Here is a 25425-nt window from a genome sequence, read left to right as displayed (position 1 = left end):
CCTCAGCCGCGATGGCGCGAAAGCCACCCTTCCAACCGGGTGAGGATCGCATCGCGGAACCGCTCTTCCTCAATCTCTTCAATGGCATCGGCCACGAAGCTCAGAACCAGAAGCGCGGTGGCTTCCTCTTCCGGCACGCCGCGCGAGCGCAGGTAGAAAAGCGCCGTCTCGTCGATCGCGCCGGTGGTCGAGCCGTGCGAACACTGCACGTCATCGGCGTAGATCTCGAGTTCCGGCTTCGCGAGGAACTGGCTGTTCTCGTCGAGCAGGAGCGACTGGCTGATCTGGTAGCCATCGGTCTTCTGCGCGCCCGGCTTCACGAGGATCTTGCCCTGGAAGATGCCCTCGGCGCCGTTCTTCAGAACTTTCTTGAAGACCTGACGGCTCTCGCCGCGCTCGGCCCCGTGGGTGATAAAGACGGTGTCGTCGTGGTGGAACTTGCCGGTCTTGCCATCGCCAAGAGCCGCGCCCGCGACATGGGCGTTCGCGTCGTCGCCCACGATGTCGATCACGCATTCATTGCGCGTCAGCACCCCGTTCGAGGTCAGCGTGAAGCTCTTGAACAGGCCCTCTTCCGCGACGCGGGTGAAGATCGAGGTGATCGCACGACGCTCATGGTCGCGGCCCTGCACGCGGATGTGGTGGAATTTCGCGTGTTTCGCGACATCCACTTCCATCAGCTGGTTGAAGCGCGCCCCGGCCGGGCCGTTCTCCAGAACCGTGATCTCCGCGCCCTCTTCCAGCTTCACGAGGTGATGAAGGATCGGGTCGGAACTCTCTGACTCATGGGTATAAATCAGGCTCACGGGCTTCTCGGCGGCACCGGTCACGCGGATCAGCACGCCATCGGTCGCCGACGCGGTGTTCAGCGCCGCGAAGGGGCGTTTCACCGGATCCTGACCGTTGGCTTCCAGCGTGCCGTAAAGGCTGCTGGCCCAGTTCACGTCGGGCGCATCGGCCAGACGCAGGATTTCGACACCGGACATCTCCAGATCGTCGGAGGCCTCGGCATCGAAAACACCGTCGCGGAATACGATCTTCAGCCGATCGATTTCCCCGAAGATTTCGGGCTCGTCATCCGCGAAGGGCGCGGCGGGCACCGGATCGGGCGCGATGAAATCGGTCGGGTTGGTCCAGCGCCAGTATTCGTCGCGACGGCCCGGCAGGCCCATCGCGTTCAGACGGTCCAGCGCGGCGCGACGTTGCGGCCCGAAGCCCTCGGGCAGAGAAACGCGCGCCAGCCGCGTCTCGGCGGGGGTCATTTTCTCGACTGCCGACATTACGCCATCACCTCCGAGATCCCGTGTTTCGCGAGCAGGTCGGCATAGCCGTTCTTCTCGACCTCGAGAGCCAGTTCCGGCCCGCCGGTCTCGATGATGCGGCCATCCGCCATGATGTGGACGACATCGGGTTTGATATGGTCGAGCAGGCGCTGGTAGTGCGTGATGACGAGGAAGGAACGGCCCTCGTCGCGCAGCGCGTTCACGCCTTCGGCCACCAGACGCATCGCGTCGACGTCGAGGCCGGAGTCGGTCTCGTCGAGGATGCACATCTTCGGCTCGAGGATCGCCATCTGAAGGATTTCGTTACGCTTCTTCTCACCGCCCGAGAAGCCGACATTGACCGGGCGCTTCAGCATATCGGCGTCGATCTTGAGCGATTTCGCCTTGCCGCGCACCAGTTTCAGGAAGTCGCCAGCGGAGATTTCCTCCTCGCCGCGCGCCTTGCGCTGTGCGTTGAGCGCGGTACGCAGGAAGGTCATGTTGCCGACGCCGGGGATTTCCACCGGATATTGGAACGCGAGGAACAGGCCTGCCGCCGCGCGCTCTTCGGGCTCGGAATCGAGCAGGTCGGTGTCGTTGAGATGCGCCTCGCCTTCGGTGACCTCGTAGCCATCGCGGCCCGAGAGCACGTAGGACAGCGTGGATTTCCCGGACCCGTTCGGACCCATGATCGCATGGACCTTGCCGGACTCGACGCTCAGGTTGACGCCCTTGAGGATCTGCTTGTCCTCTTCTTCCAGTTTGACGTGCAGGTTCTTGATATCAAGCATGGTTCTTCCTCAGGATACGGTTACAGCGGTGCCGGAGGCCGACACCATTAGCATGGATTGGCCGACGACCTCGTAGTCGAGATCGACGCCGACAACGGCATTCGCGCCCAGGTCGCGGGCGCGGTCTTCAAGCTCGCCGAGCGCCGTGGCGCGCGCGTCTTGCAATTTGGATTCGTAAGCGCCGGAGCGGCCACCGATGATGTCGGTGACCTGCGCGAAGATATCGCGGACGACATTGGCGCCCATGATGGCCTCGCCCACGACGATGCCATGATAGGTCGCGATCGGGCGACCCTCGATGGTGGGTGTGGTGGTGACGATCATGCGCGCTCTCCCCCTTGGCGACCCTTACGGGCCGCGGCGGGCGCGCATGGGGTCAGAAGCGGATGGTTGTCTCGGCGTAGCGCAGTGTGCGCGGCTCGAATTGCGCGGTCTGCTGCTCCACCCAGTCGGGCGTGAAGGCGAGCGCCGCCATATCCGGTTCCCAGAACGCGATATTGTGCAGCCCCACGAAGGCCAGCGCGACGCCCAGCAGCTGCACCGCCATCAGTTTCACCGAGGCGAGCCGCAGCACCATGCCCAGCCCGAAGGCCGTCAGCACTGCCGCGACCACGAGGACCAGATCCGGATTGGAGCCGACCTTCTCGGCGAGTTCCGGCGTCAGAAAGCGCATCTTGAGCGCCGTCACGATCATCATCCCGATCGCGCCGACCATCAGCGCGGGCAGGACCTTGAACACGGCCAGCCGCGAGTGACGCGGCTTGGCGATGACCCGACGCAGCATCGCGGAATCGTTGGTCACCCAGGCTTCCTGATCGCCGATATGCAGCTGAATCCGGCCCTTCGCCGATTTCCGCGTTTTCTCGATCCGCGCGAGGCGATCGTTGAAGCTGGCGCTCGATATCGTCATGGTCCTCACCTATCCATTTGGACAGGTTAAGACATGCATAAGGATTATGCCCGAAATGGGGCAGATCCTCGGCAATTTCGATATTTGCGCGCGTGAAGATCACCCGACGCTCCCCTCCAGCGAGATCGCCACAAGGCTTTGAGCTTCCATCGCGAATTCCATCGGCAGCGCCTGAAGGACTTCGCGGCAGAACCCGTTGACGACGAGCGCCACGGCCTCTTCCTCGTCCATCCCGCGGGCGCGGCAGTAGAACAGCTGATCGTCATCGACCTTCGAGGTGGTGGCCTCGTGCTCGACCCGGCTCGAGTTGTTCTTCACCTCGATATAGGGAACCGTGTGCGCGCCGCATCTGTCGCCGATCAGCAGCGAGTCACATTGCGTGTAGTTGCGCGAGTCGGTCGCTTTCGGGTGCATCGAGACGAGACCGCGATAGGTGTTCTGCGCCTGACCGGCCGAGATGCCCTTGGACACGATCCGCGAGCGGGTGTCCTTGCCGAGATGGATCATCTTGGTGCCGGTATCGGCCTGCTGCCAGTTATTCGCGATGGCGATAGAGTAGAACTCGCCCTGGCTTTCGTTGCCGCGCAGAATGCAGGACGGGTATTTCCATGTGATCGCGGAGCCGGTCTCGACCTGCGTCCACATCACCTTGGCGCGGTCGCCGCGGCAATCGGCGCGCTTGGTGACGAAGTTGTAGATGCCGCCCTTGCCGTCTTCATCGCCCGGGAACCAGTTCTGCACCGTGGAATATTTCACCTCGGCGTCTTCCTCGACGATGATCTCGACCACGGCCGCGTGCAGCTGCGCGGTGTCGCGCTTGGGCGCGGTGCAGCCTTCGAGATAGGACACGTAGGAGCCCTTGTCTGCGATGATCAGGGTGCGCTCGAACTGCCCTGTATTCTCCGCGTTGATGCGGAAATAGGTCGACAGTTCCATCGGGCAGCGCACGCCCGGCGGCACGTAGACGAAGGAGCCGTCCGAGAACACGGCGGAGTTCAGCGCTGCGTAGAAGTTGTCACCCTGCGGCACGACAGAGCCGAGATATTTCTTCACCAGCTCCGGGTGTTCCTGGATCGCTTCCGAGATCGAGCAGAAGATCACGCCCGCTTCGGCCAGCTTGTCCTTGAAGGTCGTGCCGACGGAGACGCTGTCGAACACCGCATCGACCGCGATCTGGCGATCTTCGAGGTTGATGTCCTCCGCCCCTTCGACGCCCGCGAGGATCATCTGTTCCTTCAGCGGAATGCCGAGCTTTTCATAGGTCGCGAGCAGCTTGGGGTCGACCTCGTCGAGCGACTTTGGCTTCTCGACCATGCTTTTCGGGCGCGCGTAGTAATACTGGTCCTGGAAGTCGATCTCCGGAACCTTCAGCAGCGCCCAGTTCGGCTTGGGCATATCTTCCCAGCGCGAGAAAGCCTGCAGACGCCATTCGGTCATCCACTCGGGCTCTTTGTTCTTGTCCGAGATCAGGCGGACGATATCCGTGTTCACGCCTTTCGGCGCGTATTCCATCTCGATATCGGTGTTCCAGCCGTATTTGTAGGTGCCCATATTCTGGACGGTCTCGACCGTCTCGCGATCGACGCCTTCACGTACTTCCACCTGATCAACGCCCGCCATATCCGGCTCTCCCATATCTTACCCGCGCCGTGCGCGGTGTTTCGCTTCGCATTTCAGCCAGTGTTCGGCGAAACGCATGACATCTTCTTCGCGGCTCTGCGGCCCCAGCGAGACCCGCAATGCCGATCCCGCCTCGGTTTCCGAAAAGCCCATCGCGACCAGCGCGGCGGAGCTTTTGACCTTTCCGCTCGAACACGCGGAGCCTGCGGAGACCGCGAACCCGCCCAGGTCCATCTGCATCACCTGCGTCTCGCCCTTCCAGCCGGGCGTGATGAAGCAGGACGTGTTCGGAAGCCTACGCGATTCATTCCCGACAAAAATAGTCTCGCTTGCCCGATCCGCAATGGCGTTTTCTAGAATGTTTCTAAGTTTTTCGATCTCGCGCCAGATTCCGCCCTCAAGATCACGCGAGGCGGCCTCGGCTGCCGCACCGAAGCCCGCGATACCGATCAGGTTCTCGGTGCCGGCACGGCGCCCCATCTCCTGACCGCCGCCCTTGAGCTGCGCCGCGATATCCGTGCCGCGCTTCACGATCAGCGCGCCGACGCCTTTCGGCCCGCCCAGCTTATGCGCCGAAACGATGCCGCAGGTGGTGCCGAGCCAGTTGAACGCAAACGGGATCTTGCCAAACCCTTGGGTGAGATCGCTCAGATACAGGCCTTCGGGCAACTCCTGCACCACGCCGGTCTCGGAATTGGCCAGCTGCAGCGCCGAATTTGCGGGATCGGTGACGGTGATCCGCCCTGCCCGGTCCACAGGCAGATCCTCCACGCACCAGCTGCGCACCGCGTCATGTTCGACGCCCGCACAATGGACTTCGCGCCCGGCCAGCGCCAAGGCGGCGGCTTCCGTGGCGCCGGAGGTGAAGATCACGTCCTGTCCCTCTGCGCCCAAGGCGGCCGCCACCTGATTGCGCGCCCGCTCCATCAGTGCCTTTGCGGCACGCCCCTCGGAATGCACGGAGGATGGGTTGCCGACCACGTCCATCGCCTCGATCATCGCCGCACGGGCCTCGGGCCTCAGCGGCGTTGTCGCGTTCCAGTCGAGATAGCTGCGCGCCATGATACGCTCCGCGTGAATGAAATGTCGGATGCCTCCGGCGGGGATATTTGACCCAAGCCGAAGAAGAAAGGGCGTGCCTTCGCCTCGGCAAAAATATCCCCCGCGAAGCGCCCGCGAGCGACCATCATGCCCGGACGGACGGGATCACTCGTCGACGACCGAAAACAGGCTCGGCACCGCCGGACAGGGTTTGAGCTGGTTCTTCACCACGTCTTCGAGCGTCGTCTGATGCAGGAAGACGAAGACCTGCGCCGAGAGGCTCTCCCACAGCCGGTTCGCCATCGACTGCGCCCGTGAACCCGAGATCGCGCCCGAGGCGCCGGCGCCGACATGCATCGCCGAGACGGTCTCGTCCACGGCCTCGAAGATCTCCGAGATGCGGATTTCCGCGGGCGTGCGCGCAAGGCGGTAGCCCCCGCCGGGGCCGCGGACCGAATTCACCAGCCCCGCACGGCGCAGCCGTACGAAGAGCTGCTCCAGATAAGGCAGCGAGATATCCTGACGCTCGGACAGCGCCGCCAGCGAGGTCCGGCTGCCTTCGCCCGCCAGCGCCAGATCGACCAGCGCGACCATCGCGTAACGGCCTTTCGTCGACAGTTTCATGCACCCTCCCCGGTCCGAGACCCATCCGAACCCGTATTTGACCGCAAATCGGCCCGAAAACTCTGCCCGCGCAGGAGTGAATCATTGCTAAAGCATTGACGCAAGCGCGAGGGCCGATTACCTCCACCAATGCCCGATCTCCCGGCATGGCGCCGGGGGTGGCTTTCTCCTAGGCCAGCCGCGCCGACCCGTCAAGAAAGGCGGATGCGCTGGCGGCCCCGGAACCCAGAGCTGGCGCAATAAAAACGAGAGACGATGCCCGAAGTCATTTTTCCCGGTCCCGAAGGTCGCCTCGAGGGGCGCTACCACCCGCAGCCCGCACCCGACGCGCCGATCGCGATCATCCTGCATCCCGATCCGCAGTTCGGCGGCACGATGAACAACCGCGTCGTCTACAACCTGCACTACGCCTTTTTCAAAATGGGCTTCACGGTTCTGCGCTTCAACTTCCGGGGCGTGGGCCGCAGCCAAGGTGAATACGATCAAGGCGTGGGCGAATTGTCCGATGCCGCCTCGGCGCTGGACTACCTGCAGGCGATGAACCCGAACTCGAAGCATTGCTGGGTCGCGGGCCATTCCTTCGGCGCGTGGATCGGCATGCAACTGCTGATGCGCCGCCCCGAGATCACCGGCTTCATCTCCGTTGCACCGCCCGGCCCGTCTTCGCCCGGCCCCGGCAATTACGATTATTCCTTCCTTGCACCCTGCCCGTCCTCGGGTCTGATCATCAACGGCACGAACGACCGGATCGCGCAGCCGAAAGAGACCGAGCAGCTGGTCTCCAAGCTGCAGGAGCAGAAGGGCATCACGATCACCCATGAGGTCATCGAGGGCGCGGACCACTTCTTCAAGAACGAAGAAGCCCATATGCAGCCGATGATCGAGACCGTCCAGACCTATGTGCGCCGCCGGCTGACGGAGGGCACGCGCTGATGGCGCTGATCGACGAACTGGCCGAAAAGCTCGCCACCGACACGATGGAGGCGATGCGCAAATACGACGACGATCGCCTCTTCATGGAGGTGAGCAACTATATCGGCACGTCGTCGCCCTCCCTGCAGGAGGCCTACATGACCGCCTGTCGCCTGCACATGGCCGAGCAACGCGGCCGCGAATTCTTCGAGCGCAAGCTGGTGGAGTTGGAAAAACGCGCACAGGCGGCGGCGAAAACACCGGATTCCGGGACCGGGGCATGAGCCCGGGGGCCGCGCGCGTCCTCTTCGCGGCAGCCCTCTCCCTTGCCCTGTCGCTGATCATCGCGACGGCCTTTCATGCAGGCCAGATGCTCTGCGACGGCGACTGGGCCGGATCGCATTCGCGTGGCGAGGCGTTGCGCCTCGGGCTTGCAGACCTGCTCGCGCGTCCGCTGCACCTGATCGTCGTGGCGGTACCGCTCTGGCTTGGCTGGACCGGGCTCCTGCTCGCCGCCGCGAACCGCGCGATACCGCCGGTTCTGGGCATGGGAATCGTCGTTTTCTCGATCTTCGGCACGGTTCTGTTCTACGCTTTCGCGGCGCCGAACCTCGACTGTGCTGCCTATACCGATCGCGCGATGAGCTGGCGCGCGGGCGGTCTGTTCGCCTTCGTGGCGCTTCTTCTGCTTCTGCCCCGGCTCTGGAGACGTTCATGACCCGGCTCGATCAGCAATTCACCTTCCTCGCCGAAGCCGAGAAACTTAAATCGGTGACCCGTGCGACGCCGATCCACGATGCCTCGCGCCCGGAGAATTCCGGCGAGCATAGCTGGTCGCTCGCGCTTTATGCGCTGACACTGGCCGAGCAGGCGCCCGAAGGTGTTTCGATCGACCGGGTGATCCGCATGCTCCTGCTGCACGATCTGGTCGAGATCGACGTGGGCGACGTGCCGATCCACAGCCAAGGCGGCACGGCGCATGGCGCGGACGACATCCAGAAGGCCGAAGCCGCCGCCGCCGAGCGCATCTTCGGACTGCTGCCAGAGGACCAGGGGGCAGCGATGCTGGCGCTGTGGCAGGAATTCGAGGCCAACGAGACCCCCGACGCGATCTTCGCGAAATCGCTCGACCGGGTGCAGCCGGTCCTGCTGAACCACCAGTCAGGCGGCGGATCGTGGATCGATTACGATGTCAGCTTCACCCAACTCGAAGAGCGCATCGGCACCAAGATCGCCCGTGGCGCGCCCGCGGTGTGGGACTGGGTGCGCGATCGGGTCGAAGGCTGGTTCGCGGCGCGCAGCTGACGCGTGCGGCCCCTCAGCGCCCGCTGCATGGGGATTTCGGGCAACCTCCGTATACAATCGCATACCGTCTAGCCAAGCGCATCTGAATCGGGTAAGAGGCAGCAAACCGAGGCTTCAACCGAAGAGGGCTGTGCCATGAGCGACAAGAACACTCCTGACATCATTTACACCAAGGTCGACGAGGCCCCGGAACTGGCAAGCGCATCGCTGCTGCCGATCGTGCGCAAATTCGCGCAAGCAGCCGGGATTTCGGTGGGCACCAAGGATATCTCGCTCGCGGGCCGCATCCTCGCCACCTTCCCCGAAGCGCTTACCGAAGAGCAACGCCAGTCGGACGATCTGGCCTGGCTCGGCGATTACGTGAAAACGCCGCAGGCCAACGTCATCAAGCTGCCGAACATCTCGGCCTCGGTGCCGCAGCTGGTCGCTGCCGTCCGTGAATTGCAAGGCCAAGGCTACGCCCTGCCCGATTACCCGGAAGAGCCGAAGACCGATGAGGAAAAAGCCGTCCGCGCGAAATACGACTCGATCAAGGGCTCGGCCGTGAACCCGGTGCTGCGCGAGGGCAACTCGGATCGCCGCGCCGCCGCTGCCGTGAAGAAATTCGCGCAGAACAACCCGCACCGCATGGGCGAGTGGACCGCCGACAGCAAGACCCGCGTCGCCTCGATGTCAGAAGGCGATTTCTTCTCGAACGAAGTATCGGCCACCCTGCCGAAGGCGGCCACCGCCAAGATCGTGCTGGAAGGCGCCGATGGCGAGACCGTTCTCAAGGACGGCGTGAGCTATCCCGAAGGCACCGTGGTCGACGCGACCTACATGTCGGCTGACAAGCTCGACGCTTTCCTCGCCGAGGAAATCAAGAAGACCAAGGACGAAGGCGTCCTGTTCTCGCTGCATATGAAGGCGACGATGATGAAGGTCTCCGACCCGATCATCTTCGGTCATGCGGTGAAGGAATGGCTCAAGCCGGTCTTCGAGAAATACGGTGACAAGATGAAGTCGCTCGGCGTCGATCCGGCCTCGGGCATGGGCGACCTGCTGGAGCGCGTGAAGGGCGAGCCGGAAATCCTGGCTGCGATCGAGGAAGTCCGCGACCAGCGTCCGCCGATGTATATGGTGAACTCGGACAAGGGCATCACCAACCTGCACGTGCCCTCCGATGTCATCATCGACGCCTCGATGCCCGCGCTGATCCGCGCCGGCGGCAAGGGCTGGGGCCCGGACAACAAGGAACACGACTGCGTCTGCGTGATCCCGGATAGCTCCTACGCGCCGGTCTATGACGCGACGATCGAGTATTTCAAAGCCAACGGCAAACTGAACCCCGCCACCGCGGGCACCGTTCAGAACATCGGCCTGATGGCGCAGAAAGCCGAGGAATACGGCTCGCACCCGACCACCTTCGAGATTCCGAACGACGGCACCGTGAAGATGGTTCTGGACGACGGCACGGTCCTGCATTCGCATGACGTAAAGAAGGGCGACATCTGGCGTTCGGCCTCGGCCCGCAAGGCGCCGATCGAAGACTGGGTGAACCTCGCCATCGACCGTCAGAAGGCGACCGGCTACCGCGCGATCTTCTGGCTCGACGAGACCCGCGCTCACGATGCGGAGCTGATCTCCTACGTGAAGCCGATCTTGGAAGCCAAGGGCGTGGCCGACAAGTTCGAGATCATGGCCCCGCGTGAGGCGACCATCGCCTCGCTCGAGACCATCACCAAGGGCGAGAACACCATCGCGATCACCGGCAACGTGCTGCGCGACTACCTGACGGACCTGTTCCCGATCCTGGAGCTGGCCACCTCGGCCAAGATGCTCTCGATCGTGAAGCTGATGCAGGGCGGCGGTCTGTTCGAGACCGGCGCTGGCGGCTCGGCCCCCAAGCACGTTCAGCAGCTGGTGGAGGAAAATCACCTGCGTTGGGACAGCCTCGGCGAATTCTGCGCCCTCGGCGAGAGCTTCAAGTTCTTCGCGGACCAGACCGACAACCCGAAAGCGCGCGTGCTGGGCGAGACGGTCGAGACCGCGACGCAGGGCATTCTCGACAACGACCGGTCGCCCTCGCGCAAGGTCGGCGAGCCCGACAACCGCGCCAGCCACTACTGGTTCGCCCGCTACTGGGCCGAGGCTCTCGCCGCGCAAGGCGACGATACCGAACTGGCCGCCGAATTCGCCCCGATCGCCAAGGCGCTGGCCGAAGGCGAGGCGAAGATCGTGGCCGAACTGGCAGAGGTTCAGGGCAAGCCCGCCGATATCGGCGGCTACTACCACGCCGATCCGAAAAAGCTCGCCGCGGTGATGCGCCCGAGCGAGACGCTCAACGCCATCATCGGCTGAGAGCACTGAGACCAGGGGGCGGCGCGGGCCGCCCCTTTCAATTCCCGGCCTCCCCGGCACACGAACCCGTGAATTAAGCCCGATCTGAAAAGGAACGCGCATGACCAAGATCAAGGTAGAGAACCCCGTCGTCGAACTCGACGGCGACGAGATGACCCGCATCATCTGGGACTTCATCAAGCAGAAACTGATCCTGCCCTATCTCGATATCGACCTGAAATATTACGACCTCGGCATCGAGAGCCGCGACGCGACCGACGACCAGATCACCGTCGATGCGGCCGAGGCGATCAAGCAATACGGCGTCGGCGTCAAATGTGCGACGATCACCCCCGACGAGGCGCGCATGGAGGAATTCAACCTCAAGCGCATGTATCGCTCGCCCAACGGCACGATCCGAAACATCCTCGGCGGCGTCATCTTCCGCGAGCCGATCATCTGCAAGAACGTCCCGCGCCTCGTGCCCGGCTGGACCAAGCCGATCGTCGTGGGCCGTCACGCCTATGGCGACCAGTACAAGGCCACCGATTTCCGCTTCCCCGGCAAGGGCACGATCACGCTGAAATTCGTGGGCGACGATGGTGAAGTGATCGAGAAGGAAGTGTTCCAGGCGCCTGACGCAGGCGTCGTGATGGGCATGTACAACCTCGACAAGTCGATCATCGACTTCGCGCGCGCTTCGCTGAACTACGGCCTGATGAAGGGCTGGCCGGTCTATCTGTCGACCAAGAACACGATCCTCAAGGCCTATGACGGCCGCTTCAAGGATCTGTTCCAGCAGGTCTTCGAGGAAGAATTCGCCGAGAAGTTCAAGGAAGCCGGCATCTGGTACGAGCATCGCCTGATCGACGACATGGTGGCGAGCTCGCTGAAATGGTCGGGCGGCTATGTCTGGGCCTGCAAGAACTACGACGGCGACGTGCAGTCGGATACGGTCGCGCAGGGCTTCGGTTCGCTGGGTCTGATGACCTCGATCCTGATGACGCCCGATGGCAAGACGGTCGAAGCCGAGGCCGCCCACGGTACGGTCACACGGCACTATCGCCAGCACCAGCAGGGCAAGGAGACCTCGACGAATTCCATCGCCTCGATCTTCGCCTGGACCGGTGGCCTGAAGCACCGCGCCAAGCTGGACGGCAACGCGCAGCTTCAGACCTTCGCGGAAACGCTCGAGAAGGTCTGCGTGCAGGCGGTCGAAGACGGTCACATGACCAAGGACCTCGCGCTGCTCGTGGGCCCCGATCAGAAATGGCTGACCACGATGGGCTTCCTCGAGAAGATCGACGAATACCTGAACAAGTCGCTGTCGCTCTAAAGCGCGCGAAAGGGTTGAGGAAGGCGGGGTTCTCTCCGCCTTTTTCATTTGGCGAGCGACGCCCGACTGGCACGGGACGACCAGCCCCGGGCCGCGCCCATTCGTCAGGCTTACGCCGCGCCACAGGCGCGACGGTCCCTCCTCATTCCCCCCGGGAGGGCGCATCGGCGGTGTCTCCGCAAGCACGCAGTCATTCGGGCTTGCGAGATAAGACACCCTCACACAGGCGGATCAAAGCGCCCACCCGAGGTCGGGCGCGCCCCTCATGTCCTTGCATGGGCCGGGCGCATCACACGCCCGACCCTTTCGTTTACCGCATCATGCTCCACGGCTCTGGCGGAGGCTCAGCGGGCCCGAGCCCGATATCTCTGCGCAAGTGGTCGCTCAGCTGCCCGGCATCGAGCGGACGCGGCTTGTTTCCGCGGGAAATAAGCGCGAGCAGTGCCGCGCGCAGCACTTTACCTGCGCCGAACTTGGCGATCGTGGCTTCGATGGTGAAGGCGTCGTTCGGACGCTCGAGAGTCTGGATCATGTGATGTCCCGGCGCGGGTCCAATCCCGCAACCGGCCTTTCTTCGATTGATGTGAAAGAAGACCCGACGGGAACCGCGAGAGCGCGGCCAGGATGCGTCGCGACAGGATCGGGACGCGGAAATCGGGTCAGTTTGCGGGAGTGGGGCCTAGGCCCCGGGTCGGATCGGTACGGTCAGGCGAGGCGTCGTGCGACGCGGGCGGAGACCGAAAAACCGATACGGGTTTCGCAATACGCTGCGAGGGCTTGGTGATATGACATCATGGCGGCCCTCCTCTTGACTTGGGCGTTGCGAATGCCGCCACTTGGCCCGATCTCCGACAGCACGGCAACTCACGCGACGGTGTTTGGGAGGTATTGAGGCACCTCTGTTGCCGATGCGCCTCAGTTCTTGCGCTTGGCGTTGCCTCATGGCATCTGAGCGCCATGAGCCAGACCCGCATCCAAGACCCGCATCGCCATACCCTGCCCGAGGACACCCAAGGGCTTCTCTCCGGCACGCTGATGATGGCGCTCGCCGTAGCCCTGCTGCACGGCGCGGGCTTGTTTACCGGGCAGATCGCGGGGCTGTCGCTGGTGCTCTCCTACGTCACCGGATGGAGCTTCGGTGCGATCTTCTTCACGCTCAACCTGCCCTTCTATTGGCTTGCCTTGCGCCGGATGGGGAAGCGTTTCACGGTGAAGACGGTGATCGCAGTGGCCATCCTGTCTGTCTTTACCGAGATCTTGCCGCATCTTCTCAGCTTCGCCACCCTTCACCCCGGTGCGGCGGCTGTCTTGGCGGGGGTCGTCTCGGGCGCAGGGCTACTGGCGCTGTTCCGCCACGGGGCAAGCCTTGGCGGCGTGGGGATCGTCGCTCTCTATCTGCAGGACAAGACCGGGTTCAAAGCGGGCCGCACGCAGATCCTGTTCGATTGCGGCGTGTTCCTGTTCGCGCTGTTCGTGCTGCCGCTCGACAAGGTGCTGTGGTCGCTTCTGGGCGCGATGGTTTTGAACGTGATCATCCTGATCAACCACCGCCGCGACCGCTATATCGCCACCTGATCCGGACGCGATCGGCCGGCCACGGGCCCGCGCGCCCTGCCCGACCCTTTCGAGCACTGCAAGGCGGACCTGCGCCCAGCGAGTTGGTAGGTCAGCGATTATGCCCTATTATTAGGTCATGACCACTGACGCACATATCGCCGCCGACCAGATCGCAGCCAAAGACGCGACCCGTCCGCATTACTCGAAGCTCGAGGATCTGCAGGGCCTTGTCGTGGCCGCCGCTCAAGCCGCGCTGGGAATTCACCTGCTGCGCGCCGCGGGCCTCGTGACCGGGGGCACCGCAGGCGCCGCGCTGATCCTGTCCTATATCACGGGGGTCAGCTTCGGGGTCGTGTTCTTCGTGATCAACATCCCCTTCTACGCCTTCGCCTATTACGCGCGCGGCGCAGGCTTTGCGCTGAAAAGCCTCGTGACCGTGACGCTCGTGTCGCTGATGGCCGAGGCGCTCAAACCCGTTCTGCATGTCGCGGATATCCACCCTGCCGTGGCCGCCGTCCTGTTCGGGATCTCCGCAGGCGTCGGCCTTCTCGGCCTCTTCCGTCACAAGGGCTCGCTCGGTGGCGTCTCCATCGTCGCCTTGATCTTGCAGGACAAGTTCGGCTTTCGCGCCGGCTGGACGCAGCTGATCCACGACCTTTGCCTCTTCGTCATCGCGAGCTTCATCCTCGCACCGCCTTTGGTGCTCTACTCGCTTCTGGGTGCAATCGTGCTGAATTTCGTCATCGCGATGAACCACCGCCGGGACTGGTATATCGCCGAGTGATCCGGCAGAGTGCCGGCCATGCTCAAGACCTATGTCATCCTGCTCATCGCGGTCGCTTTCGAGACCTTCGGCTCGGCCTGCCTGCAGGCCAGCCAGCAATTCACGCGGCTCTGGCCGACGGTGGGCGTGGCGGTGGGCTTCATCGGCGGGCTCTATTTCTTCACGCTGGTGCTGAAGGTGCTGCCGCTCGGGATCACCTATGCGCTGTGGTCCGGGATCGGCATGGTCCTGATCGCGGGCGTGGGCTGGCTGATGTTCAATCAGCGGCTGGATTTGCCCGCCCTGATCGGGATCGCGCTGATTCTGACAGGCATCCTCGTGATCAACCTGTTCTCGAAATCGCATTTCCACTGACACGATGCCGCATCGCGGCGAGATCGCCATGCTGGGGGGCTAGCCGAGAGGCGATCTTTCCTTTATGGGCGGGGCAACTCAAGAACAGGACGACCTCCCATGGACCTTCGCAACATTGCGATCATCGCTCACGTGGACCACGGCAAGACGACGCTCGTGGACCAGCTTCTGCGCCAATCGGGCGCTTTCCGTGAAAACCAGGCCGTCGCGGAACGCGCGATGGACAGCAACGACATCGAGCGCGAGCGCGGCATCACCATTCTCGCCAAGGCCACCTCGGTGGAATGGGGCGGCACCCGCATCAACATCGTCGACACCCCCGGCCACGCCGATTTCGGCGGCGAGGTCGAGCGTATCCTCTCGATGGTGGACGGTGTCGTGCTGCTGGTGGACGCAGCCGAAGGCCCGATGCCGCAGACCAAGTTCGTGACCTCGAAGGCGCTTGCGCTTGGCCTGAAGCCGATCGTCGTGCTCAACAAGGTCGACAAGCCCGCGGCCGAGCCCGACCGCGCGCTGGACGAGGTGTTCGACCTCTTCGCGAATCTCGGCGCCGATGACGAGCAGCTCGACTTCCCGCATCTCTATGCCTCGGGCATCGGTGGCTGGGCGGATACCGAGCTGGACGGCCCGCGCGAGAACCTCGACGCGCTGTTCGAGCTGATCCTGAAGCATGTCGAGCCGCCGAAGCAGGAATTCCGCGCCGACGAGCCGTTCCAGATGCTGGCCACCACGCTCTCGGCCGACCCGTTCATCGGGCGCATCCTGACCGGCCGTATCGAGGCGGGCACGCTCAAGGTCGGCGATCAGCTCAAGGCGCTCTCGCGCAAGGGCGAGCGCATCGAAGCCTTCCGCTGCACCAAGATCCTCGCCTTCCGTGGCCTGTCACAGCAGCCGATCGACGAGGCCGTCGCTGGCGACATCGTCACCGTCGCAGGCATGACCAAGGCCACCGTCGCCGACACGCTCTGCGCGCCGGAAGTCGATACCCCGATCGACGCCCAGCCGATCGACCCGCCGACGATCTCCGTGACCTTCGGCATCAACGACTCGCCGCTCGCCGGCAAGGACGGCTCGAAGGTGCAGTCGCGCGTCATTCGCGACCGCCTGATGAAAGAGGCCGAAACCAACGTCGCGATCCGCGTCGAGGACACCCCCGGCGGCGAGGCTTTCGTGGTCTCGGGCCGTGGCGAACTCCAGATGGGCGTTCTGATCGAGAACATGCGCCGTGAAGGGTTCGAACTGTCGATCTCGCGCCCGAAGGTGATCTTCCGCGAGGAAGACGGCCAGCGAATGGAGCCGATCGAGGAAGTCATCGTCGACGTGGATGACGAGTATTCCGGCGTCGTGATCGAGAAGCTGACCGGCTACCGCAAGGGCGAACTGGCCGAGATGCGCCCGGCCGAGGGTGGCAAGACCCGCATCGTGGCCCATGTCCCCTCGCGCGGCATGATCGGCTATCAGGGCGAGTTCCTGACCGACACGCGCGGCTCGGGCGTGCTGAACCGCCTGTTCCATAGCTGGGCGCCCTACAAGGGCCAGATCGACGGGCGTCGTCAGGGCGTGCTGATCTCGATGGAGAATGGCGTCTCTGTCGCCTACGCGCTGTGGAACCTCGAGGAGCGCGGCAAGCTGTTCATCGGCTCGCAGGAGCAGGTCTATACCGGGATGATCATCGGCGAGCATTCGCGCGACAACGATCTCGAAGTGAACCCGCTCAAAGGCAAGAAGCTGACCAACGTCCGCGCCTCGGGCACGGATGAAGCGGTCCGCCTGACCCCGCCGGTGCGTCTGTCGCTCGAGGAGGCCATTGCCTATATCAACGACGACGAACTGGTCGAAGTCACGCCCAAGGCGATCCGCCTGCGCAAACTGCACCTCGATCCGCACGAGCGGAAGCGCGCAGCCCGCGAAGGCTGATCGGCTGCGGCACGGGCCGCGCCCCGATCGCCCTAACCTGACGTCACGAAGAAGGCCCCGCGCACCCGCCGGGGCCTTCTCCATGATTGCACCCGCCGCTTGCGGCCTTTATAAGGTTCCACAACAATATCTAGAATATCGAGGCGCGCGTGACCGACACTCCTGAACCGCCGGAAACCGAAGAAGAAGGCCCCGGGCGGCCCGCTTATCTCGGCCCCACCGTTTCCATCGCGGACGAGATGAAAACCGCCTATCTCGATTACGCGATGAGCGTGATCGTGAGCCGCGCGATCCCCGATCTGCGCGACGGTCTGAAACCTGTTCACCGGCGCATCCTCTATGCGATGCACGAGACCGGGAACACTTTCGACAAGCCCTATCGCAAGTCGGCGCGTCCGGTCGGCGACGTCATGGGTCAGTATCACCCGCATGGCGACGCCGCGATCTACGACGCATTGGTGCGGATGGCGCAGCCCTTCTCGATGTCGCTGCCGCTGCTCGACGGTCAGGGCAACTTCGGCTCGATGGACGGCGACAACGCGGCGGCGATGCGCTACACCGAAGTGCGCATGGCGAAACCGGCCAATTACATTCTCGCCGATATCGAGAAAGACACGGTCGATTTCCAGGACAACTACGACGGCAAGCAGGAAGAGCCGACGGTTCTGCCCGCACGCTTCCCGAACATGCTGGTCAACGGCGCGGGCGGTATCGCCGTCGGCATGGCGACCAACATTCCGCCGCACAACCTCGGCGAGGTCTGCGACGCGACGCTGGCGTTGATCGAGAACCCCGACATGTCGGACGAGGCGATCATGGAGATCGTCCCCGCCCCCGACTTTCCGACCGGCGGCCAGATCATGGGGCGCGGCGGTGCGCGCAAGGCTTACCTCGAGGGCCGTGGCTCGGTCATCATCCGGGCGAAGACCCGCGTGGAAGAGATCCGCAAGGACCGCTTCGCGATCATCCTCGACGAAATTCCCTATCAAGTGAACAAGGCGGCGATGATCGAGAAGATCGCCGATCTCGTGCGCGAGAAGAAACTCGAAGGAATCTCGAACATCGCCGACGAATCCGACCGCGTTGGCGTGCGTGTCGTGATCGAGCTCAAGCGCGACGCGACCCCCGATGTGGTGCTGAACCAGCTTTTCCGCTTCACGCAAATGCAGACCTCCTTCGGCTGCAACATGCTGGCGCTGAACGGCGGCCGCCCCGAGCAACTGACGCTGCGCCAGTTCCTCACCTATTTCATCAGCTTCCGCGAGGAAGTCGTCGCACGCCGCACCGCGTTCGAACTGCGCAAGGCGCGCGAGCGCAGCCACATCCTCTGCGGTCTGGCCGTGGCGGTGTCGAACGTGGACGAGGTCGTGGCGACCATCCGCTCCTCGGCCGACGCGGCAGAGGCCCGCACCCGCCTGATGGAGCGGCGCTGGCCCGCGCATGACATCGTCGAATATCTCAAGCTGATCGACGATCCGCTGCATCCGGTCAACGATGACGGCACCTATAACCTGTCGGAAACGCAGGCCCGCGCGATCCTCGATCTGCGCCTTCAGCGTCTGACCCAGATCGGCGTGAAGGAAGTCACGGACGAGCTCGCCCAGCTGGCCGAGAAGATCCGCGAATACCTCGCCATCCTCGCCTCGCGCGAGCGGATCATGGGCATCATCGCCGACGAGCTGCGCGAAGTGCGCGAGCTGTTTGCCGTGCCGCGCCGCACCGAGATCATCGACTGGGCCGGCGACATGGCCGACGAAGACCTGATCGAGCGCGAAGACATGGTCGTGACCGTCACTCAGGGCGGCTACATCAAGCGCACGCCTCTGGCCGATTTCCGCTCGCAGAAGCGCGGCGGCAAGGGGCTGTCGGGCGGCGCGCTGAAGGATGACGACACGGTCACCACGCTGTTCGTCGCCAACACCCATACGCAGCTTCTGTTCTTCACGACCGAAGGCATGGTCTACAAGATGAAGTGCTGGCAGCTGCCGCTCGGCTCTCGCCAGTCGAAGGGCAAGGCGATCGTCAACATCCTGCCGATCCCCACAGGCGTGTCGATCGCCGCGATCACCCCGGTCGATCGCGACGAGGCGGAATGGGACGACCTGCAGATGGTCTTCGCGACCTCCAAGGGCACCGTGCGCCGCAACCGCCTGTCGGATTTCACCAACGTCATGCGAAACGGCAAGATCGCGATGAAGTTCGAGGACGAGAACGCCGGAATGCGCCTGATCAATGCGCGCATCTGTTCCGAGGACGACGACGTGATGCTGGTCACCGCCAGCGGTCGCGCGATCCGCTTCCCGGTGCCGGAAGTGCGCGTGTTCAACTCGCGCAACTCGGTCGGCGTTCGCGGCATCAAGCTGAAGGGCGATGACGAGGTCGTCTCGATGTCGGTGATCCGCCACTTCGAAGCCAGCTCGGAAGAGCGCGCGGCCTATCTCAAGCAGCGTCGCCTGATGGCGGGCGTGACCGAGGACGAGGTCGAGCCCGACGAGGACGAGGAAACCGTGGCCGAGGGGCCGCTCTCGATGGAACGTTATGCCGAGATGTCCGCCGCCGAGGACCTGATCCTGACGATCACCTCAAAGGGTTCGGGCAAGATCTCGTCTAGCCATGACTATCCGACCCGCGGTCGCGGCGGTCAGGGCGTGACGGCGATCGACAAGGCGATGCGGGGCGGCCCGCTGGTGGCCTCCTTCCCGGTCGAGATGAGCGATCAGATCATGCTCGCCACCTCGACGGGTCAGTCGATCCGCTGCCCGGTGGAAGACATCTCCTTCCGCTCGCGCTCTGCCGGTGGCGTGCGTGTGTTCAACACCGCCAAGGGCGAAGTCGTGGTCTCGGTCGCGCGGATCGCCGATCAGGGCGACGACGACGATCTGGATCCGGATTCCGATGGGGCGACCGATGCACCGGATGCACCTTCCGCGCCGGACGCCTCCGGGAACGGCGGTGCGGAGGATAGCGAAAGCTGATCCAGCGCAGACTGCTCGCAATTCGCAACGGCTTCGCAAAAAGCAATGAGATCAAGCCCCCGTTCCGCAAGGACCGGGGGCTTTCCCATTATGGCTTCCACGCTAGAAGAATAGTCGCGATGGCGAGTTCGATCTCTGGAACGTCGGCCTCGGCGTCACCCTTGGAAAAGGTTCGACCACGAACCTCTTCCGCCACAACCTCGCCTTCTGATCGCACGGACTTTCGATGTTGCGGCTCAGCCACGTGCCGCGCCGTTTCGACTCTTTGTTGCTCTCAATTCGCCATTTGCCCGGAACCACCCCTGAAGCCACCCGTTGCGGTTGCACTATTCAAAAAAGGGAGAGTTTCATGAAAGCCTTGGCAGATAGGCTCGGCCTAAGAACCGACCCGACGATCTTCTTCGTATCGGCAGGCTTCACGATCGTCTTCGTGCTCGCCCTTGTGATCTTTCCCGGCCCGATTGGCGACGCGTTCGCCGCGGGCCGTTCCTGGATCGTCGCCAATCTCGGCTGGTTCTTCATTCTCGGCGTCAATATCTGGCTGGGCTTCCTGATCTGGGCTGCGCTGTCGCGCCATGGCCATATCCGGCTCGGGCCGAAGGACAGCCGCCCGGAATATGGCAATCTGTCATGGTTCACGATGCTGTTCGCGGGCGGTATCGGCACGGTGCTGATGTTCTGGGGCGTGGCCGAACCGATCAGCCATTTCTCCGAACCACCGCTGCCGGGCGTCGAGCCTTTTTCCGACGAGGCCGCGAAAGACGCGATCTCCATCGCGATCTATCACCTCGGCCTGCACACCTGGACGATCTTCACGCTGCCGGGGCTGGGGTTTGCCTATTTCATCAACCGCTACGACCTGCCGGTGCGGGTCTCTTCGGTGTTCTACCCGCTCCTGAAAGAGGGCATCAACGGGCCGATCGGAAAGGCGATCGACATCGCTTCGATCCTCGGCACGCTGTTTGGCGTCGCCGTCTCGCTCGGCCTCGGCTCCAGCCAGATCGCCGCCGGCCTCGATGCGCTTCTCGGTACGGGCGACGGCACCTTCGTCAAGATCGCGATCCTCACCGCGCTGACCGCCGTTGCGATCACCTCCATCTCCGCTGGGCTCGACAAGGGCGTGAAGCTGCTGTCGAATATCAATATCGGCATGGCGGTCGGTCTGATGGTCTTCGTGCTCATCTTCGGCTCGACCCTGTTCCTGCTCCGCGGGATCGTCCAGACCTTCGGGCTCTATTTCTCCAACCTGCCGCATCTGGCCTTCTGGAACGACATGCTGGCCAACGAGAACCCCGACACGCCCGGCTGGGGCTGGCAGGGCTCGTGGACGGTGTTTTACTGGGCCTGGACGGTGACCTGGTCGCCCTTCATCGGGCTTTTCGTCGCGCGCATCTCGCGCGGTCGCACGGTGCGCGAATTCGTCTTCGGCGTGCTGCTGGCGCCCTCGCTCTTCACCCTGATCTGGTTCGCGATCTTCGGCTGGCAGGCGATGGAGTTCGACGGCATCGGACAGGCGGCGCGCGCCGCGATGGGCGATCAGGCGGGGCAATTGTCGAAAGCGGTCTCCGATAGCGTTCCGCTCGCGATGTTCGCCTTCTTCGAGCATTTCCCCTTCGTCCATATCGTTCAGGGCATCGCCGTCGTCGTGGTGGCGATCTTCTTCGCGACGTCGTCGGACTCGGCCTCGCTGGTGGTCGACATGCTCTGCACCGGCACGCCGACGCCCGGCCCCGTCCATCAGCGCGTTTTCTGGGGCGCGGCCGAAGGTCTGGTCGCGGCGATGCTGATCATACTCGCAGGCGATGCCGGGTTGACCGCGCTGCAACAGGTGATCACCGTCGTGGGCCTGCCGATCTTCATACTGGTGTCGATGATGATCCCTTCGATCATCAAGGGATTTGCGCTTGAAGACATCGACCATGTCTCGATCGGCAAGAGACCCAAGCTCGACGATTTCTGATCGCAAGAAACGGCCCGGGGATGCTCCGGGCCGTTTCCCGTTTTCCCTCCGCGGATCGGCCTTCCCTTTTGCCGCTTTGACCACTACATGAGCGGCCATGACAGAAGAACTCCATATCGTCGGCGGTGGCATGGCGGGCTCGGAAGCGGCCTGGCAGGCGGCGAATGCCGGCATCCGCGTGGTGCTGCACGAGATGCGGCCCAAGGTCGAAACCTTCGCGCACCAGACCGGCAACTATGCCGAGATGGTCTGCTCGAACTCGTTCCGCTCGGACGATCACGAACGCAACGCCGTGGGTCAGCTCCATTGGGAGATGGGCGCCGCGAACGGGCTGATCATGGAGACCGCGCGTAAGCACCGTCTGCCCGCAGGCGGCGCGCTGGCCGTGGACCGCGAGGCGTTTTCGCAATCGGTGACCGAGGCGCTTCGCGCCCACGAGAACATTTCCTTTACGGAGGAAGAAGTTACGGAGCTTCCTTCAGAGGGAAAATGGATCTTTGCGACCGGGCCTCTGACGTCCGAGAGCCTCGGCAAAGCTATCCTGCAAGCCACCGGCGAAGAGCGACTGGCCTTCTTCGATGCGATCGCGCCCATCGTCTATGCCGACACGATCGACATGTCCGTCGCATGGCGCCAGTCGCGCTACGACAAGGGCGAGACCGAGGAAGAGCGCACGGCCTATATCAACTGCCCGATGACGAAGGACCAATACGAGGCCTTCATCGACGCGCTGCTCGAGGCCGACAAGACCGAGTTCCACGAGGGCGAGACCGCGGGCTATTTCGACGGCTGCCTGCCGATCGAGGTGATGGCTGAACGCGGTCGCGAGACCCTGCGCCACGGGCCGATGAAACCGGTCGGCCTGACCAACGAGCACGATCCGCAGACCAAGGCTTGGGCGGTGGTGCAGCTGCGCCGCGACAACGCACTCGGCACGCTCTACAATATCGTGGGCTTCCAGACCAAGATGAAGTACGGCGCGCAAGCTTCTGTTTTCCGGATGATTCCGGGGCTTCAGGATGCCAAGTTTGCGCGTCTCGGCGGGATTCACCGCAACACCTTCATCAATTCGCCGACGCTCCTCGATGCTCAGATGCGGCTCAAGTCGCACCCGAACCTGCGCTTCGCGGGCCAGATCACCGGCGTTGAAGGCTATGTCGAAAGCGCCGCGATGGGCCTTCTGGCGGGTCGCATGGCCGCTGCGGAGCTTCAGGGCCGCGAGTTGCCGCCGCCGGGACCCGAAACCGCGATGGGGGCGTTGATCACCCACATCACAGGCGGGGCCGAGGCGAAGACGTTCCAACCGATGAATGTCAATTTCGGGCTCTTCCCGCCGATCGACGCCAAGGGCGGGCGGCGTGGCCGCAAAGACCGCTACAAGGCCTATACCGAACGCGCCAAGACGGTCTTCGGCGACTGGCTGGCACATCAAGGAGAGACCGTATGAACTACGTTCTGGCCCTGTTTCTGCCACCGCTTTCGATCCTGCTGATCGGGCGCATCTTCCTTGCGATCCTCGTCTTCGTGATCTGGGTTCCGGCCATCATCTTCTCGGGCGGCCTGACGCATCCGATGTTCATCGCGCTCGCCTGGATCCTTATCTATCAGGCGCATGCGGATCGCCGCGCGGGCGGCTGATTTGGCAGGGTGCGCGCGTCGATGATCACACGCTTCGCCCCCTCGCCAACGGGCCCGCTGCATCTGGGCCATGCCTATAGCGCGATCCTAGCGCATGACATGGCGCGCAAGGCCGGCGGGCAGTTCTTGCTGCGCATCGAAGACATCGACCAGAGCCGCGCGCGCCCGCACTGGGAACAGCAGATCTACGACGATCTACACTGGCTCGGGCTGTCTTGGGACGGGCCGGTTCTGCGCCAATCGGATCGCTTGAACTTCTATCGCGAAGCCCTTGAAATACTTTGGGAAAGCGATCTTCTCTTTGCATGCTCCTGCACCCGCCGCGACATTGAGGCAGCCGCCTCCGCACCGCAGGAAGGCGCGCAATACGGGCCCGACGGCCTGATCTATCCCGGCACTTGTCGCGACAGCGGCACGCGCCGCCCCGGGGTTCCGCTGCCTGAAAGCGCCTTGCGGCTGAATATGACCCGCGCCGCCCGCGATATCCGCTTCGAGGAAATCTGCGCGCTGGACAAAGGCACGCATCACATCTCTCGCGCCGATCTGATCGACAAGGTGGGCGATGTCGTGCTTGCACGCCGCGAGATGGGCACGTCCTATCACCTCGCCGTTGTGCTCGACGACGCCGCGCAAGGCATCACCCATGTCACCCGCGGCGCGGACCTGTTCGACGCCACGCAGATCCATGTTCTGCTTCAAGAGATACTTGAACTTCCGACGACAACTTATTGCCATCACGAGCTTATCCGCGATGAGAACGGCAAGCGCCTCGCCAAGCGCGACGACGCCCGCGCGATTGCGAAATACCGCGAGGATGGGATCACCCCGGACGAGATTCGCCGCATGGTCGGGCTACCCGCTTCCTCTTGACGGAAATATCCTCCCCGAAGGGTCGCTCTCAATCTTCCATCGGCGTGAGGATCTCGACCTCCTCGCCATCACGGATCGCGGTATAGAAGCACGACCGGCGATTGGTGTGGCAGGCCGGGCCTTCCTGCTCCACCAGCACCAGAAGCGTGTCGCGGTCGCAATCCACCCGCATCTCGCGCAGGCGCTGCACATGGCCCGAGGTCTCGCCCTTTACCCAGAACGATTGTCGCGAGCGCGACCAATAGGTTACGCGCCCTGTTTCGAGTGTTCTCGTAACGCTCTCAGCGTTCATCCATGCCATCATCAGGATATCGCCCGACAGCGCATCCTGCGCGATGGCGGGGATCAAACCGTTGGCGTCATAGGTCAAGCTGGCGGGATCGAATGGCATCTGCTCTTTCCTTCCTGTGGCTCAGGTCCTATCTACGCCGGACGGGCCGAAGGGGAAAGAGATGAGCGACACCGATCTGATCAAGCTCTATTCGCAGCGTATTCTGGCGCTGGCCGCCGATATGCCGGGCACCGATCCGCTGCCCGAGCCCGACGTGACCATGCGCAAGCGCGCGCCGCTTTGCGGCTCCACAGTCGAAGTCGCGCTGACCTGCGCAGACGGCCGCGTGACCGGCTATAGCCAGACCGTACATGCCTGCGCGCTGGGTCAGGCCTCGGCTGCGATCTTCGGGGCTCAGGTCGTGGGCCGCACGCGCGATGAGATCGCGAAGCTGCGCGATCAGCTGGCCGAGATGCTCAAGGGCGGCCCTGTCCCCGATGCGCCCTTCGGCGATTATGAAGTGCTGCAAGCCGCGCGTGACTACCCCAACCGGCATGGCTCGATCCTGCTCGCCCCCGAGGCGACGCTCGAAGCGCTCGAGCAGTGCTGAGCCGCTAAACTCTCTTCTACGCGATAAAAAAAGCCGCCACTCGAAAGAGCGGCGGCTGAAGGTTGCGCTTTACGGACAGGCGGGGCCTGGGGGACAGGCAAAGCCGCGGGTTTGGGACAGGTGCGGCAGCCAAAAAGCGCGAGGCAGTAACGATGAGACAGGTCGGGCTTAGAGGAGCCCCGGCAGCCAAAGCGCCATGATGAAGCTTGCGCAAAGCGCGATGCCCCCTACGGCGTCGGCCAGCAGCGTGCTGTGATTGCGGTCGAGAAGCTCCTTGATTTCCTTGGCCATCTGGCACCTCCATTCCCTCTGTTGCTACTTTGTTCTCATAATTGACGTTGCGTGTAAAGAACTTTTTAGGAACATTTG

The 25425-nt window shown here is 63.4% G+C and carries 26 protein-coding genes; 16 read left to right on the top strand and 10 right to left on the bottom strand.

Annotated features, from left to right (window positions below; all coding sequences use genetic code 11):
* Positions 1-2: 2 nt before the first annotated feature.
* From sufD to B6V76_RS02000, 7 genes are all read right to left on the bottom strand, one after another.
* Complete coding sequence (gene sufD, locus B6V76_RS02030) at positions 3-1280, bottom strand: Fe-S cluster assembly protein SufD (protein ID WP_088726527.1); 1278 nt, start codon at positions 1278-1280, stop codon at positions 3-5.
* Entirely contained in the window at positions 1280-2053 is a 774-nt protein-coding gene (sufC, locus tag B6V76_RS02025; RefSeq protein ID WP_075774850.1) for a Fe-S cluster assembly ATPase SufC, read from the bottom strand. Before sufC ends, sufD begins: the two co-directional genes overlap by 1 nt.
* Before the next feature lie 9 nt (positions 2054-2062).
* On the bottom strand, positions 2063-2377 hold the full coding sequence (locus B6V76_RS02020) for a heavy metal-binding domain-containing protein (RefSeq protein WP_088726526.1): 315 nt from the start codon (positions 2375-2377) through the stop codon (positions 2063-2065).
* Between the two features lie 52 nt (positions 2378-2429).
* Entirely contained in the window at positions 2430-2963 is a 534-nt protein-coding gene (locus B6V76_RS02015) for a hypothetical protein (RefSeq protein ID WP_075774852.1), read from the bottom strand.
* 99 nt (positions 2964-3062) lie between these two features.
* Positions 3063-4583, bottom strand: a complete 1521-nt coding sequence (gene sufB / locus B6V76_RS02010; RefSeq protein ID WP_088726525.1) for a Fe-S cluster assembly protein SufB — start codon at positions 4581-4583, stop codon at positions 3063-3065.
* Between the two features lie 18 nt (positions 4584-4601).
* Positions 4602-5645, bottom strand: coding sequence for a cysteine desulfurase family protein (locus tag B6V76_RS02005; protein WP_088718582.1), 1044 nt, complete (start codon positions 5643-5645; stop codon positions 4602-4604).
* 144 nt (positions 5646-5789) lie between these two features.
* Positions 5790-6248, bottom strand: a complete 459-nt coding sequence (locus tag B6V76_RS02000; protein WP_075774855.1) for an Rrf2 family transcriptional regulator — start codon at positions 6246-6248, stop codon at positions 5790-5792.
* A gap of 255 nt (positions 6249-6503) precedes the next feature.
* Between B6V76_RS02000 and B6V76_RS01995 the strand changes: the two genes are divergently transcribed.
* From B6V76_RS01995 to B6V76_RS01970, 6 genes are all read left to right on the top strand, one after another.
* Positions 6504-7181 carry an alpha/beta hydrolase gene (locus B6V76_RS01995; protein ID WP_075774856.1) on the top strand — a complete coding sequence of 226 codons (678 nt, stop codon included), beginning with the start codon at positions 6504-6506 and terminating at the stop codon, positions 7179-7181.
* On the top strand, positions 7181-7444 hold the full coding sequence (locus B6V76_RS01990; RefSeq protein WP_075774857.1) for a hypothetical protein: 264 nt from the start codon (positions 7181-7183) through the stop codon (positions 7442-7444). The genes B6V76_RS01995 and B6V76_RS01990 overlap by 1 nt, the downstream gene beginning before the upstream one ends.
* On the top strand, positions 7441-7878 hold the full coding sequence (locus tag B6V76_RS01985) for a hypothetical protein (protein ID WP_088722800.1): 438 nt from the start codon (positions 7441-7443) through the stop codon (positions 7876-7878). The genes B6V76_RS01990 and B6V76_RS01985 overlap by 4 nt, the downstream gene beginning before the upstream one ends.
* Complete coding sequence (locus B6V76_RS01980) at positions 7875-8465, top strand: HD domain-containing protein (RefSeq protein ID WP_088726524.1); 591 nt, start codon at positions 7875-7877, stop codon at positions 8463-8465. Before B6V76_RS01985 ends, B6V76_RS01980 begins: the two co-directional genes overlap by 4 nt.
* A 135-nt stretch (positions 8466-8600) precedes the next feature.
* Positions 8601-10805, top strand: a complete 2205-nt coding sequence (locus B6V76_RS01975) for an NADP-dependent isocitrate dehydrogenase (protein ID WP_088726523.1) — start codon at positions 8601-8603, stop codon at positions 10803-10805.
* 100 nt (positions 10806-10905) lie between these two features.
* Complete coding sequence (locus B6V76_RS01970) at positions 10906-12120, top strand: NADP-dependent isocitrate dehydrogenase (RefSeq protein ID WP_075774861.1); 1215 nt, start codon at positions 10906-10908, stop codon at positions 12118-12120.
* A gap of 310 nt (positions 12121-12430) precedes the next feature.
* Here the strand turns inward: B6V76_RS01970 and B6V76_RS01965 are convergent, their stop codons facing one another.
* Complete coding sequence (locus B6V76_RS01965; RefSeq protein ID WP_088722802.1) at positions 12431-12652, bottom strand: hypothetical protein; 222 nt, start codon at positions 12650-12652, stop codon at positions 12431-12433.
* Between the two features lie 425 nt (positions 12653-13077).
* Here B6V76_RS01965 and B6V76_RS01960 point away from each other — a divergent pair, with 425 nt between their 5' ends.
* The 9 genes from B6V76_RS01960 to gluQRS all read left to right on the top strand — a co-directional run bounded on the left by B6V76_RS01960 (position 13078) and on the right by gluQRS (position 24175).
* Positions 13078-13695: a YitT family protein gene (locus B6V76_RS01960; RefSeq protein WP_088718578.1), complete on the top strand. Its 618-nt coding sequence runs from the start codon at positions 13078-13080 to the stop codon at positions 13693-13695.
* A 118-nt stretch (positions 13696-13813) separates the two neighbouring features.
* Positions 13814-14461 (top strand): YitT family protein, encoded by a 648-nt coding sequence (locus tag B6V76_RS01955; protein ID WP_088726522.1) that lies wholly within the window; start codon positions 13814-13816, stop codon positions 14459-14461.
* Between the two features lie 18 nt (positions 14462-14479).
* Positions 14480-14815, top strand: coding sequence for an SMR family transporter (locus B6V76_RS01950; RefSeq protein WP_075774864.1), 336 nt, complete (start codon positions 14480-14482; stop codon positions 14813-14815).
* Positions 14816-14914: 99 nt separating this feature from the next.
* On the top strand, positions 14915-16732 hold the full coding sequence (gene typA / locus B6V76_RS01945) for a translational GTPase TypA (RefSeq protein ID WP_075774865.1): 1818 nt from the start codon (positions 14915-14917) through the stop codon (positions 16730-16732).
* Positions 16733-16881: 149 nt separating this feature from the next.
* Positions 16882-19707, top strand: a complete 2826-nt coding sequence (gene gyrA / locus B6V76_RS01940) for a DNA gyrase subunit A (RefSeq protein WP_088726521.1) — start codon at positions 16882-16884, stop codon at positions 19705-19707.
* Positions 19708-20056: 349 nt separating this feature from the next.
* Positions 20057-21667 (top strand): BCCT family transporter, encoded by a 1611-nt coding sequence (locus tag B6V76_RS01935; protein ID WP_088726520.1) that lies wholly within the window; start codon positions 20057-20059, stop codon positions 21665-21667.
* 97 nt (positions 21668-21764) lie between these two features.
* The gene (trmFO, locus tag B6V76_RS01930; protein ID WP_088726519.1) at positions 21765-23114 is read left to right on the top strand and encodes a methylenetetrahydrofolate--tRNA-(uracil(54)-C(5))-methyltransferase (FADH(2)-oxidizing) TrmFO; all 1350 of its coding nucleotides are present in this window, start codon (positions 21765-21767) and stop codon (positions 23112-23114) included.
* Positions 23111-23305: a hypothetical protein gene (locus B6V76_RS01925; protein ID WP_075774868.1), complete on the top strand. Its 195-nt coding sequence runs from the start codon at positions 23111-23113 to the stop codon at positions 23303-23305. Before trmFO ends, B6V76_RS01925 begins: the two co-directional genes overlap by 4 nt.
* A 21-nt stretch (positions 23306-23326) precedes the next feature.
* Positions 23327-24175: a tRNA glutamyl-Q(34) synthetase GluQRS gene (gene gluQRS / locus B6V76_RS01920; protein WP_088726518.1), complete on the top strand. Its 849-nt coding sequence runs from the start codon at positions 23327-23329 to the stop codon at positions 24173-24175.
* A 28-nt stretch (positions 24176-24203) separates the two neighbouring features.
* Here the strand turns inward: gluQRS and hisI are convergent, their stop codons facing one another.
* Positions 24204-24566, bottom strand: a complete 363-nt coding sequence (gene hisI / locus B6V76_RS01915) for a phosphoribosyl-AMP cyclohydrolase (protein WP_088718574.1) — start codon at positions 24564-24566, stop codon at positions 24204-24206.
* 61 nt (positions 24567-24627) lie between these two features.
* Here hisI and B6V76_RS01910 point away from each other — a divergent pair, with 61 nt between their 5' ends.
* On the top strand, positions 24628-25056 hold the full coding sequence (locus B6V76_RS01910; RefSeq protein WP_075774871.1) for an iron-sulfur cluster assembly scaffold protein: 429 nt from the start codon (positions 24628-24630) through the stop codon (positions 25054-25056).
* A 168-nt stretch (positions 25057-25224) separates the two neighbouring features.
* Here B6V76_RS01910 and B6V76_RS20240 read toward each other — a convergent pair whose 3' ends face one another.
* On the bottom strand, positions 25225-25347 hold the full coding sequence (locus tag B6V76_RS20240) for a hypothetical protein (protein WP_255266459.1): 123 nt from the start codon (positions 25345-25347) through the stop codon (positions 25225-25227).
* Positions 25348-25425: the final 78 nt, after the last annotated feature.

The sequence above is a fragment of the Thioclava sp. IC9 genome (assembly GCF_002213225.1).
Taxonomy (GTDB): domain Bacteria; phylum Pseudomonadota; class Alphaproteobacteria; order Rhodobacterales; family Rhodobacteraceae; genus Thioclava; species Thioclava nitratireducens.
Note: the sequence above shows the minus strand (reverse complement) of the source record. Positions and strands in the feature narration are given on the sequence as shown.